The organism is Devosia sp. XGJD_8, from assembly GCF_046614475.1.
Lineage (GTDB): Bacteria > Pseudomonadota > Alphaproteobacteria > Rhizobiales > Devosiaceae > Devosia.
Map to the genome: position 1 here is coordinate 417710 of NZ_JBKJHF010000001.1, position 12119 is coordinate 429828.

Here is a 12119-nt window from a genome sequence, read left to right on the forward strand (position 1 = left end):
GCCATGAACAAACCCACCAATGTGCACGGCACGGGGCTGCTTCTGGGGTCCACCGGCCTGCTGTTGCGCGGCCAGTCAGGGGCCGGCAAGTCGGTCCTTGCCCTGTCCCTGCTCGACCGCTGGGAGGGCCGCGGCCTGCCGGCTTTTCTCGTCTCCGATGATCGTGTCGACCTGGTGCAGACCGGGCGCGATCTCAGCATGCGGGCGCCCGAGAGCCTCGCCGGCCTTATCGAGCTGCGCGGGCGCGGCATCATCCGGCGACCGCACAAGAGCCTCGTGACGCTCCATCTGGTGATCGACCTGGTCCCGGACCTGGTGCGCATGCTCGAGGAAGACGCCATGGTGACCGAGATCGCCGGGACCAGGCTCGCCCGCGCTCCGGTCCCCTATGGCGATGTCATCAGCCTGGGCCACCAGGTCCTGCTGGTGGTCGAAGCCATCGCGGCGCTCGCAGCCGAGACGGCCGCGCCGTGACAAAATACCACTTGAATCCCGTGCCATCCGAGCCGAAACTGAATCATGCTCGTCCTGCTGGGCCGGGTTCGGGTTTGCGTGGCGCCTGTTTTGAGCGTCATGTGGACAGGGGGCAGAATTTACTGGAATGCCGTGAGCGCCATGTCATTGGTGTGATCCGGCAGGCTGGGGACGTTGCATGATTGGTCTGGTTCTGGTGACGCACGGTGCGCTTGCCAACGAATTCAAGTCGGCTCTCGAGCATGTCGTGGGGCCGCAGGACTTCTGCGAAACCATCGCGATCGGTCCCGACGACAATATGGAAAACCGGCGCAACGACATCCTTGCGGCGGTCGATCGGGCCGATGACGGCGCCGGTGTCATCATTCTCACCGACATGTTTGGCGGCACCCCATCCAATCTCGCCATTTCCGTCATGCAGAACCGGGTGGTCGAAGTGATCGCCGGGGTCAACCTGCCCATGCTGGTCAAGCTCGGCCGCGTGCGGGGCGACATGGCCATCAAGGATGCGGTGAACCTGGCTCAGGAAGCGGGCCGCAAATATATCACCGTCGCCAATTCCATCCTCGGAGCGACCTAAATGGCCCCTGCCCGCCGGAGAGCGCTCTGATGGACGGGGCTGCCGGCGGCAGCCGGGCGGTCGCCCAACAGCTGACCATCGTCAACCGCAAGGGCCTGCATGCCCGTGCCTCGGCCCGCTTCGTGCGCACGGCCGAATGCTTCGACGCCTCGATCAACGTCATCAAGGATGGCACGTCGGTCAACGGCAATTCCATCATGGGCCTGATGATGCTGGGCGCCGGCCCGGGCAGCACCATCCTGGTCCAGGCCAGCGGCAAACAGGCCCGCGAGGCCCTGGAAGCCATTGTCGAGCTGGTCAACAACGGCTTTGACGAGGACAGCGACGGGGCGGTCGAGTAGGGCGCGAATTCAGTCGCCTGGAGACCAGTGGCCATCACCGCCTCACACCCTCCCCACAATGGGGAGGTAGACCCAGCCGGTGGGTGAGGTCGGATTGCATCATCCCTCAGCCATTGCGGAACGCTCTGGCTTCTCTCACATTGACTGGCGGGAACCTGGAGAAGCGCATGCGGCGGATTGTTGCCGGAATTGGCGGACTGAGCCTCGCTGTCGTCCTCAGTCAATTTCCTGAATATGCCCAGCAATATACCCAGCGCCTGGGTGGGGCGGTGGATGAGCTGCGCGTCATCACCGAGGATTTCGACCGCGCGGCGGCGGCCGGCGGGCTCGACCGGCCAGCGGCGCTGGCGCGTTACAATGCCTCCAATGACGATTTTCTGGCCGGCCGCGGCACCTCGATGACCGCCACCTTCCAGCGCTACGACAATCTCAGTGCCACGCTGGCCCGCATCGAGGGCGCGGGCGCCGTGGAACGGCTGCAATCGCTGCCCGCCTACCTCGATACCGATATCGGCCAGCGCACGCTGGAGAATTACCGACCGGCCGTGCCCGTCACCATGGAGGGCATTCTCTACGCCGGTGGCGGTTTCATCCTGGGCTATCTCATGCTGTCGGGCCTGTGGCGCTTTGCCAGCATGCCGTTCCGGCGCCGCTATCCCGCCTATCGGTAGTCAGATATAAACATTTCTTTATGTCTCCGGTTGATCCGGATCGCGCCCTTGCGTATAGCAGGGGCAACGATCCTCATTGCGCCCGGAGCTCAACCATGACCACCCAATCGACCGATTATGCGGTCAAGGACATTTCCCTTGCCGGCTTTGGCCGCAAGGAAATCGAAATCGCCGAAATCGAAATGCCGGGCCTAATGGCCATCCGCGAGGAATTCGCCGCCGCCCAGCCGCTCAAGGGCGCCCGCGTCGCCGGCTCGCTGCACATGACCATCCAGACGGCCGTGCTGATTGAAACCCTCGTGGCGCTCGGCGCCGAAGTGCGCTGGGTTTCGTGCAACATCTTCTCGACCCAGGATCACGCTGCCGCGGCCATCGCCGCCGCCGGCATCCCGGTCTTTGCCCATAAGGGCGAGACGCTGGAAGAATACTGGGACTTCACCGACCGCATGATGGACTGGCCGGGCGCCACGCCCAACATGATCCTCGACGATGGCGGCGACGCCACCATGTATATCCTGACCGGCGCCAAGGCCGAAAAGGACATCTCCATTCTCGACAAGCCGGGCAATGAGGAAGAGGAAATCTTCTTCGCCACCATCAAGCGGCGCCTGGCCAAGTCGCCGAACTTCTTCTCGACCATTCGCGCGGCCATCCGCGGCGTTTCGGAAGAGACCACGACGGGCGTGATGCGCCTCTACCAGCTGCACGCCAAGGGCGAGCTGCCCTTCCCGGCCATCAACGTCAATGACTCGGTCACCAAGTCCAAGTTCGACAACAAGTATGGCACGCGTGAATCGCTGGTCGACGCCATTCGTCGCGGCACCGACGTGATGATGGCCGGCAAGGTCGCCGTGGTCTGCGGCTATGGCGACGTTGGCAAGGGCTCGGCGGAATCGCTGCGCGGCGCTGGCGCTCGCGTGCTCGTCACCGAAGTCGACCCTATCTGCGCCCTGCAGGCCGCCATGGAGGGCTTCGAGGTCGTGACGCTGGCCGATGCCGCCCCGCGTGCCGACATCGTCGTCACCGCGACCGGCAACAAGGATGTGCTGACGCTCGACGACATGCGCAACCTCAAGGACATGGCCATCGTCTGCAATATCGGCCACTTCGACAACGAGATCCAGGTTGCCGCCCTGCGCAACTTCAAGTGGACCAATGTGAAGCCACAGGTCGACATGATCGAAAAGCCCGATGGCAAGCGCCTGCTTCTGCTGTCGGAAGGTCGTCTCGTGAACCTGGGCAATGCCACCGGCCACCCCAGCTTCGTGATGAGCGCCAGCTTCTCCAACCAGACGCTGGCCCAGATCGAACTGTGGACCAATGGCGAAAAGCTCGAGAAGAAGGTGCATGTCCTGCCCAAGCATCTCGACGAAAAGGTCGCCGAACTGCACCTGGCCAAGCTGGGCGCCAAGCTGACCAAGCTGACCAAGGACCAGGCCGATTATATCGGCGTTTCGACCGACGGGCCGTTCAAGTCGGGCGAATACCGCTACTGAGTTCGACTGCGATTTACATCCCGCCCGCGGCCTCGGCCGCGGGCGTTCTTGTTTGCATGCCTTGGCTGGGGGTGATTGGCCCCGATCTCAGCGCTCCCCGTGGTCGTCGGCGGCGTCGCGCCATTCGAGCGATTTGCCGCGACGCGACCGGTTCGAAGGGTTCCTGCTTCGTTCTGCGTCAAGGGCCGATATGCCTGCTTGCCCGCAATAGGGATTCATTAAGACTCTTTTAGGCGATTCCCCGGGCCGGTATGGTCAAGGTGATTCGGGTGCTGGGGGACATGCAACCGGTTTGGAGATGGTTGGATTCCTTTGGGACTCCGCGTTTGGCCACTTCGCTCAAGTGCAGGCGTACCGGTTCTTTTGCGAACCGGGCTGGCAACGATAAACAGACCTAGAGGGCAGCGCATGGCGCCGGATCACTTCCGGAAGCATTGGGGATTCGCACTACTCGCGACAGCCCCTCTTACCCTGATGACGGCGGTCCCGGCGCTGGCGCAGGGCATCACCCCGGCCAACTTTGTCGGCGCCGCGCCGCTGGCTGTCGCCGCCGGGGCAGGGGCCTTCGCCCTGCTCGCCATGGCCGTGGTCCGCACCATGCTGGTCAATGGCAAGGTCGCCCGCCATCGCGCCGGCGAGCAGATTGCCAGCCTGCGGGCGCTGGTCGATGAATATGAAGCGCTGCTGTCGGGGACGCGCGAAGTCACGATCCTCTGGACCGAGAACAATGACGGCCAGGCCAAGCTGCTGGGCCAGGCGTCTGCCGTGCTGCCCATTGGCCGGCAGCCCGAAAGCGTGCTGAACTTTCCCAGCTGGCTCAGTGCCGGCGATGCCGACAAGCTGGCGCGATTGCTCGAGGACCTGCGGGTGCATGGCCACGCCTTCGGTGTCAGCCTCAATGCGCTCGACGGCAGGCTGATCCGCGCCAATGGCTGGGTGCTGGGTGGCGGCGCCGCTATGCGCCTGCGGCCCGCCTTCCTGCAGCCAGGTGCCGAACCGACGCTGGTGGCGGCCGCGGCAACGGGCGACCAGAGCAGCGTGCGCGCCGTGCTGGCTGCCCTGCCCAACCCGGCCTTTGCGCGCGATTTCAAATATCGGCTGGTCTATGCCAATGCCGCCTATCTGCAGCTGGCCAAGGCGCTGGGCAAGAATGGCAGCGAAAGCGCGCCGCCCGAACTGCTCGATACCGCCCAGCTCAAGCAGCATATCATGGACTGTTCCGCTGGCGACAAACCGGCGCAGCTGCCGGTGTCCTGGCCCGGGCAGGGCGCCTTCGAACTGGTGGAATTTGCCGTTGCCGGTGGCCGCGCCGGCTATCTCCGTCCGCTCGAGGATGACGCCAGCCGCCCGGCCGCCATCGGGCTGGCCCATATTGGCGGCATTATCGGCGCGTTGACCACGCCCATCGCCATCTTCAACGCCAAGCGCGAACTGGTGCAGTTCAACGAGGCCTATGCCAGTCTGTGGGGTCTGAGCCGCACCTTCCTCGTGCCCGGACTGGACGAACGGGCTATTCTCGACAAGCTGCGCACCGAGGGCATGCTGCCCAACCAGGTCGACTACCAGACCTGGCGCACCAAGCACCTTGAATCCTACACCCGCAAGTCCCCGCATGAGAACGAGCCCTGGCACCTGCCGGACGGGCGCACCATCAAGGTGGTTTCGGCGCCGGCCGGCGCGGCGGGCGGGGTGATCTATGTCTTTGAGGACATTACCGAGCGGCTCAAGCTGGAATCGGCCAACAAGGCCTTTTCCAATGTGCAGCGCGAAACCATCAATGCGCTGAGCGAGGCCGTGGCAGTGTTCGGCACCAATGGCCGGCTGGCTCTGTCCAATCCGCGCCTCTCGGCGCTGTGGAAGCTGCCGATGAATACGCTGGGGCAGCACCCCCATATCGACCAGATCGCCGAAGCCAGCGGCAGGGCCATTCCCGAGGACGGCGCCAGCATCTGGCGCAATCTCAAGCGCGGCATCATCGACCTCAACCCCACCCGCTCCGACCAGACCGGCCGGCTCAACCGCTCGGACGGGCGGCTGCTCGATTATGCGATCACCCGCCTGCCCGACGGGCAGACCATGATGACCTTTCTCGATGTGACCGAGAGCGCCAGCTATTCCAAGGTGCTCAAGGAGCGCAACGACGCCCTGGTCGCTGCCGACCTGCTCAAGGACGCCTTCGTCGAGAACGTCTCCTACGAATTGCGCAGCCCGCTGACCAATATCATCGGCTTTGCCGACCTTTTGGCGGGCAGCGAGGGCGACAATCTCAACGAGCGGCAGCGCGCCTATATCGACTATATCCGCGCCTCCTCGGTGACCCTCGGTGTGCTGATCGACAATATTCTCGACCTCGCCTCGGTCGATGCCGGCATTGCCGAACTGCGGCCCGAACTGCTCGACGTGCATGGCCTGGTCGACAAGGCCAAGGCCGGGCTTTCGGCGACCTTCCCCGAAATCTCGGGCGAGAAGCCGATCAACCTCGTGGTCGATATCGAGGAGGGCATGCCTCCCTTCATCGCCGATGGCACGCGCATCGTGCAGGTGCTGTACAACCTGCTCTCCAATGCCGCCCGCTTCTCCCCGCCGGGCGGGGAAATCCGGCTTTCGGTCAGCCTGCGGGCCGACCGCATGCTGTTCATCATCGAGGATGAGGGCCCGGGCGTCACCGACGAGATGCGCGCCGCGATCCAGACCCGCATCGATACGCCCTCCGGCCGCCAGCGTGGCGCGGGGCTGGGGCTGGCCATCGTCAAGACCTTCGTCAACCTGCATGGCGGCACAATCAGTGCCGAGAAGCGCGAGCCGCGCGGCAGCCGGATCATCGTCAACCTGCCGCGCGACAGCGCCATGGCCGGCGTCGCCGAATAATGGCGACGCTGCTGCCCGACGACGCCGCCACCGCAGCCCTGGGGGCCGAGCTGGCGGCAGACCTCGCGCCGGGCGACCTCGTGCTGCTCGAGGGCGATCTCGGGGCCGGCAAGACGGCCCTGGCCCGCGCCATCATCCGCAGCCTCGCCGGCGATCCGCTTCTCGACGTGCCCTCGCCCACCTTTGCGCTGGTGCAGCCCTATGACACGGCCCGGGGCCCGGTGCTGCATGCCGATCTCTACCGGCTTGGCGATCCGCGCGAGGTGGAGGAGCTGGGGCTGCTCGACAATCCCGAGGCGATCGTGCTGGTCGAATGGGCCGAGCGCGCGCCGGAAATCGTCGCGGCGGCGACGCTGGTCGTTGCCCTCGCCATTCCGCCCGGCGGCGAATGCCGGCTGGTCTCGGTGACCCGCCCGCAGCGCTAGAGCCGGTCGAGGGTCGCCTGGTCCTCTGCGCCATCGAAGAAGGCGTCGAGCGCCTGGGTGAACAGGGCCTCATCCGGATCGGCGCGGTGAAACAGCGTCATCGAGGAATGGAACTTGCGATCGTCCGGCGCGCCGAAGATCTGGCCCAGCGTGCGCGGCGCGGCGGCGCCGGGCGCATGCAGCAGCACGGCGCTGGTGCATTCCTGCAGGCGTATATGGAGGATGTGATGGGCCAGATAGGCCCGGGCCTCCTCGAGATCGCCGATAGCGAAGCGCTCGGCCATGGCGCTGTGGCCCAGCCCGGCAATCTGCGGGAAGATGAACCACATCCAGTGGCTGCGCTTCTGCCCGGTGCGCAGCTCATGCAGCACCTGCGGATAGACATGGTTCTGCGCATCGAGAAAGCGGGCGATGAGCCCGCCCGCCTGCGGCCGGACATGGGCAGGATTGGGCGTGGCGGCGAGATGTTCTGGCATGGCTTGGCGCTCCCCTCAGGCGACAATGAAGCGACGACGCTATTGCGCAATTGTGAGCGCTTGGAGGCGGGCAGCCGCGAGCGCCGCCTGCAGCGCGGTTTTCAAAAGCGGACGGACCCCGAGGCGGCTTTCGCCTCTGGTAAATTTAAAACGAGACGACACCCGCCCTGGGGTGCCGGTTTTTGGAACAGGACCGGTTATCGCGCAGCATGAACGCTCGCATGCTGCGGCCGGCACTCGAACCTGCGTGAGAGGCAAAACCCACGCCCGGCCCACCCCAGCCACTGTTCGCCTGCAGGCCGCCCGTGCGGGGTGACGGGCCTATTCTACGCCAGCCCGCCGGAGCGGGATAAGTTGGGGATGATGGTGGGTGGGGCTGGATCGAGTCAAATGAGTGGAGAGAAACCTCCCCCTGGAGGGGGGAGGTAGGATTGGGTGGATGAGGGGGCCATCGTTGCAGCCCTGTCGGCGGCTCAGGCGCCGGGGACGGCGTTGCGCAGGTCGCTGACGCCCGGCGCATCGATGCGGCGATAGAGCCCCTCGATCACGCTATAGGCGCCAAAGGCTACAAGGCCCAGGGCGACCAGGCCATAGAGCCAGGGGCCGAAGGGCAGGGCATGGACATAGTCCAGCGCCTCGGCCGTGCCGCCGGCCTGCTCGGGCGAGACGGTGAAGGCCGCGTAGAACAGGAAGCCGCCGATAATGGCAAAGACCACGCCGCGGGCGACAAGGCCGAAGGCGCAGACCGGGTCCATCCACTTGGCATGCGCGGCCGGCAGCGACAGCCGTTTGCGATAGCCATGCGTCAACCCGTACCAGGCCTGGATGCCGCCGGCCGCCAGGACGCCACAGGCGACGACGCCGAGCAGGAACGGGCCGAAGGGCTGCTGCAGCAGCCAGGCCGAGGCGGTTTCCTCGCCATTGCCGCCGCCGCTGTCGCCGCCCAGGCTCAGCGCCAGCCGCGCCGCGCTCAGCGCGAGAAACAGGTTCGCCCCGCCCGAAATCAGCTGCCCGGCCCGGTTGGCAAAGCCTTCCAGGTCATCGTCGCGATCATCGGCATTGAGCAGGCCCTGCGCCATCTTCCACAGCACATAGCCAAACAGCCCCACCGCCACGAGCCCGAGCAGGATGCGCCCGAAGGGCAGACCGAGGAGGCTCGACAGCGCGTCGGACGACCCCTCCGCATCCGACCCGCCCCACAGGGCCGAGGCCAGGGCCAGGCCCCCCAGCAGCAGATAGACAACACCGCGCGCCCCATAGCCGAGCCGGGCGAGCGTTTCAAAATGATTGGACATGGGGGCGCTTCCTCGTGGGGGACGGGAAGGTAATGACGGGGCGGCGGGGTAGTTCCGTTGCCGCGTCCTGCGGGGGGTAGAAAGCTAACCAGCTGCGAGGCGCCCAGGGGGCAGTCTGGCGGTGAACCACGTCGCCGATGCGCGAAACGGCGGTGCGGCGCCGCCGGGGAGGTACCATTTGGGCATGGTGGCCTTCCCTCTTCGGTTCGCAGGGCTCCACCCCACCCTCGGTCCCTCCCATCAAGGGGAGGGAGGCGCTGGCACTGACGTCCATGTTCATCGTCTCCCTCCCTTGTGGGGAGGGATCAAGGGTGGGGGTTGGTTGGCACTGACGTCGGGCTCCCGTCACCCCCTCCCATCCTCCTCGCCTCAAATCGCTCCACCGGAGCGATTTGCCCCTGCGGGACGGGTCGGAGCCCATCAAGGGGGAGGTGCTGATCGAGCATGCGGCGCGTCCGGGCCCTGCGAGCGTAGCTCTCCGGGCCTGATCGACTAAAATCGCTCCACCGGAGCGATTTTGCCTATGGCCGTCGATCAGTGCGCTTCATCCCAGTTATGGGCCGCGTGGGCATCCACCTGGATCGGCACGGAGAGCCGCACTGCTGGCTCGGCGGCGCCTTCCATGACGCGCTTGATGGCGGTCATGGCCCCTTCCTCGGTGCCGAGCGGGACCTCGAAGATCAGTTCGTCATGCACCTGCAGCAGCATGTCGGCCTCGACGCCGGCTTTCTTGAGTTCTGGCTCCATGCGGATCATGGCGCGGCGGATGATGTCGGCGGCCGAGCCCTGAATGGGGGCGTTGATCGAGGCGCGCTCGACAAAGCTGCGCTCGGCGGCATGGGAGGAATTGGCATTGGGGAAGTTGATCTTGCGGCCGAAGATCGTGGTGACGAAGCCGTCTTCCTTCACCCGCCGGCGCTGGCTGTCCATATAGTCCTTGATGCCGGGGAAGCGCTCGAAATAGGTCTTGATATAGTCGCCCGCCTCGCCGCGCGGAATGGCCAGCTGGTTGGCGAGGCCAAAGGCGGAAATGCCGTAGATGATGCCGAAATTGATCGCCTTTGCGCGGCGGCGCACGTCGCTCGGCATGCCTTCGACCGGCACGCCGAACATTTCCGACGCCGTCATGGCATGGATGTCGAGGCCCTCCTCGAAGGCATCCTTGAGCGCCTGGATATCGGCGATATGGGCCAGAACCCGCAGCTCGATCTGGGAATAATCGGCGCTGATCAGGATCTTGCCCGGGGCGGCGACGAAGGCGGTGCGGATCTTGCGGCCGTCACTGGTGCGGACCGGGATGTTCTGCAGGTTGGGATCGTTGGACGATAGGCGCCCGGTGAGCACAGAATGCTGGGAATAGGTAGTGTGGACGCGGCCGGTGCGCTGGTTGATGTAATTGGGTAGGGCATCGGTATAGGTGCCCATCAGCTTGGTGAGCTGGCGCCAGTCGACAATGGTGCGGGCCAGCGGTACGCCCTTGAGCGCCAGGTCTTCCAGCACGTCGGCGCCGGTCGACCAGGCGCCGGTCTTGGTCTTGCTGCCGCCTTCAAGGCCCATGCGGTCGAAAAGGATTTCGCCCAGCTGCTTGGGTGAGCCCAGGTTGAAGCTGGAGCCGGCCAGTTCATAGGCCTCGGCCTCGAGCGCGGCGGCGCGCTGGGCGAAATCGCCCGACAGGCGCGCGAGAATCTGCCGGTCGACATGGATGCCGCGGCCCTCCATGCGGCCCAGCACCGGGGCCAGGGGGCGCTCGAGGGTTTCATAGACCGTGGTCATGTTCTCGGCGGCGAGGCGCGGCTTGAGGATCTGCCAGAGGCGGATGGTCATGTCGCTGTCTTCGGCGGCATAGCGGGCCGCCTTGTCGATCTCGACCTGGGCAAAGGTGATCTGCCCCTTGCCCGAGCCGATCAACTCCTTGATCGAGGTGCCGGGTACCCCCAGCCAGTGATCGGCCAGCTCGGCCATGGTGTTGTATTGCGGGCCATCGAGCGCATAGCTCAGCAGCAGCGTGTCATCGATGGAATTGACCGCAATGTCATAGCGGGCGAGCAGGCCCAGGTCATATTTGGCATTGTGGAAGATCTTGAGGATCGAGCGGTCGGCAAAGAGCGGCCGCAGCATGTCGAGCGCGAGGCGGATGTCCATCTGCCCCTCCGCCTTGCCGGTGCCGAACATGTCGCCTTCCCCGCTGGCATGGCCGAGCGGCAGATAGGCGCCCGTGCCGGGGCGGATGGAAAAGCTGATACCGACGAGATCGGCCGTCTGGTTGTCGAGCCCGGTGGTCTCGGTATCGGTGGCGACATGGCCGGTCCGGTAGATGGCGTCGATCCAGCGCTGCAGGCCCGCAGCGTCGCGGATGATCTCATAGGCCTCGGGCGTCCAGGGGATGGACTTGATGCGCTCATGCTCGGCCGCGGCATGCAGCACCAGCGGCGCCTCGGCCTTGCCGGCGGCCTCGGCACGCGCGGCGCGGGCCTCGGCCCGGGCCTCGTTGTTGAAGCCGATCGGGCTGGCCTGCTTGACCGCCAGCTCCGGATCGGGCTCCCAGGCGTCGGGATCGGCACCGATCAGGCCGGCGAGACGCTTGGTGATGGTGGCAAATTCCATCGCCTTGAGGAAGGGAAACAGCTTGCCCGGCTCGATCGGCTGGCGGGCCAATGCGTCGAGATCGAGCGCGACGGGCACCTTCTGCTCGAGGGTGACGAGGCGCTTGGAAATCCGCGCCAGCTCGGCATTGGCGATGAGCTTTTCGCGCCTGGCATTCTGCTTGATCTCGCTGGCGCGCGCGAGCAGGGTCTCGAGATCGCCATAGGTATTGATCAGCTCGGCCGCCGTCTTGATGCCGATGCCGGGCACGCCGGGCACGTTGTCGACGCTGTCGCCGCACAGCGCCTGCACGTCGATCACCTTGTCGGGTGTGACGCCGAACTTGTTGAACACCTCATCGACGCCGATCCAGCGCAGCGGCGGCTGGCCGGGCCGGGGAATGGTGTCGAGCAGGCGGATGGAGCCATCGGGCTCCACCAGCTGCATCAGGTCCTTGTCGGACGAGACGATGGTCACCTTGCCGCCGGCGGCGCGGGCATTGCAGGCATAGGTGGCGATGATGTCATCGGCCTCCCAGCCCTCCATTTCGATGGAGGGAATGTTGAAGGCGCGCGTGGCCGAGCGGGTCAGCGGAAACTGCGGCACCAGCTCCTCGGGCGCCGGCGGGCGCTGCGCCTTGTAATCGGGAAAGAAGTCGTCGCGAAACGTCTTGCCCTTGGCGTCGAAGATCACCGCCATATGGGTCGGCTCGTCCTCGCCCTTGAGGTCTTCCATCAGCTTCCACAGCATGTTGCAGAAGCCCTGGACGCACCCCACCGGCAGCCCGTCGGACTTGCGGTTGAGCGGGGGCAGGGCGTGAAAGGCGCGGAAGATATAACCCGAGCCGTCGACGAGCAGCAGATGCATGAAACCGATTCCGTATTCGCAGCGAAGCGGGACATTAGGGCAG

At 65.5% G+C, this 12119-nt stretch carries 10 protein-coding genes; 7 read left to right on the forward strand and 3 right to left on the reverse strand.

Features of this window, described 5'->3' with window-relative positions:
• Nucleotides 1-3: 3 nt before the first annotated feature.
• The 7 genes from ACLI1C_RS02025 (at nt 4) to tsaE (ending at nt 6855) form a co-directional block, all read left to right on the forward strand.
• Nucleotides 4-474 carry an HPr kinase/phosphorylase gene (locus ACLI1C_RS02025; RefSeq protein ID WP_411395185.1) on the forward strand — a complete coding sequence of 157 codons (471 nt, stop codon included), beginning with the start codon at nt 4-6 and terminating at the stop codon, nt 472-474.
• A gap of 178 nt (nt 475-652) precedes the next feature.
• Nucleotides 653-1054, forward strand: coding sequence for a PTS sugar transporter subunit IIA (locus tag ACLI1C_RS02030; RefSeq protein WP_411395186.1), 402 nt, complete (start codon nt 653-655; stop codon nt 1052-1054).
• A gap of 29 nt (nt 1055-1083) precedes the next feature.
• Nucleotides 1084-1395: an HPr family phosphocarrier protein gene (locus ACLI1C_RS02035; RefSeq protein ID WP_411395187.1), complete on the forward strand. Its 312-nt coding sequence runs from the start codon at nt 1084-1086 to the stop codon at nt 1393-1395.
• A gap of 167 nt (nt 1396-1562) precedes the next feature.
• Complete coding sequence (locus tag ACLI1C_RS02040) at nt 1563-2066, forward strand: DUF2937 family protein (RefSeq protein ID WP_411395188.1); 504 nt, start codon at nt 1563-1565, stop codon at nt 2064-2066.
• A gap of 95 nt (nt 2067-2161) precedes the next feature.
• Nucleotides 2162-3562, forward strand: coding sequence for an adenosylhomocysteinase (gene ahcY / locus ACLI1C_RS02045; protein ID WP_411395189.1), 1401 nt, complete (start codon nt 2162-2164; stop codon nt 3560-3562).
• 474 nt (nt 3563-4036) lie between these two features.
• The gene (locus tag ACLI1C_RS02050; protein WP_411395190.1) at nt 4037-6430 is read left to right on the forward strand and encodes a PAS-domain containing protein; all 2394 of its coding nucleotides are present in this window, start codon (nt 4037-4039) and stop codon (nt 6428-6430) included.
• Nucleotides 6430-6855: a tRNA (adenosine(37)-N6)-threonylcarbamoyltransferase complex ATPase subunit type 1 TsaE gene (gene tsaE, locus ACLI1C_RS02055; protein WP_411395191.1), complete on the forward strand. Its 426-nt coding sequence runs from the start codon at nt 6430-6432 to the stop codon at nt 6853-6855. Before ACLI1C_RS02050 ends, tsaE begins: the two co-directional genes overlap by 1 nt.
• Here tsaE and ACLI1C_RS02060 read toward each other — a convergent pair.
• From ACLI1C_RS02060 to polA, 3 genes are all read right to left on the reverse strand, one after another.
• Nucleotides 6852-7331, reverse strand: a complete 480-nt coding sequence (locus ACLI1C_RS02060; protein ID WP_411395192.1) for a DUF1810 domain-containing protein — start codon at nt 7329-7331, stop codon at nt 6852-6854. The two genes, tsaE and ACLI1C_RS02060, sit on opposite strands and share 4 nt — an antisense overlap.
• Before the next feature lie 473 nt (nt 7332-7804).
• Complete coding sequence (locus ACLI1C_RS02065) at nt 7805-8626, reverse strand: DUF1206 domain-containing protein (RefSeq protein WP_411395193.1); 822 nt, start codon at nt 8624-8626, stop codon at nt 7805-7807.
• A 534-nt stretch (nt 8627-9160) separates the two neighbouring features.
• Nucleotides 9161-12076 carry a DNA polymerase I gene (polA, locus tag ACLI1C_RS02070; RefSeq protein ID WP_411395194.1) on the reverse strand — a complete coding sequence of 972 codons (2916 nt, stop codon included), beginning with the start codon at nt 12074-12076 and terminating at the stop codon, nt 9161-9163.
• Nucleotides 12077-12119: the final 43 nt, after the last annotated feature.

Bases quoted from the DNA above. Each gene is read 5' to 3' on its own strand.
- polA (WP_411395194.1), bottom strand. From the start codon at position 12,076: ATGCATCTGCTGCTCGTCGACGGCTCGGGTTATATCTTCCGCGCCTTT.
- ACLI1C_RS02050 (WP_411395190.1), top strand. From the start codon at position 4,037: ATGACGGCGGTCCCGGCGCTGGCGCAGGGCATCACCCCGGCCAACTTT.
- ACLI1C_RS02060 (WP_411395192.1), bottom strand. From the start codon at position 7,331: ATGCCAGAACATCTCGCCGCCACGCCCAATCCTGCCCATGTCCGGCCG.
- ACLI1C_RS02025 (WP_411395185.1), top strand. From the start codon at position 4: ATGAACAAACCCACCAATGTGCACGGCACGGGGCTGCTTCTGGGGTCC.
- ahcY (WP_411395189.1), top strand. From the start codon at position 2,162: ATGACCACCCAATCGACCGATTATGCGGTCAAGGACATTTCCCTTGCC.
- ACLI1C_RS02065 (WP_411395193.1), bottom strand. From the start codon at position 8,626: ATGTCCAATCATTTTGAAACGCTCGCCCGGCTCGGCTATGGGGCGCGC.
- ACLI1C_RS02040 (WP_411395188.1), top strand. From the start codon at position 1,563: ATGCGGCGGATTGTTGCCGGAATTGGCGGACTGAGCCTCGCTGTCGTC.
- ACLI1C_RS02030 (WP_411395186.1), top strand. From the start codon at position 653: ATGATTGGTCTGGTTCTGGTGACGCACGGTGCGCTTGCCAACGAATTC.
- ACLI1C_RS02035 (WP_411395187.1), top strand. From the start codon at position 1,084: ATGGACGGGGCTGCCGGCGGCAGCCGGGCGGTCGCCCAACAGCTGACC.
- tsaE (WP_411395191.1), top strand. From the start codon at position 6,430: ATGGCGACGCTGCTGCCCGACGACGCCGCCACCGCAGCCCTGGGGGCC.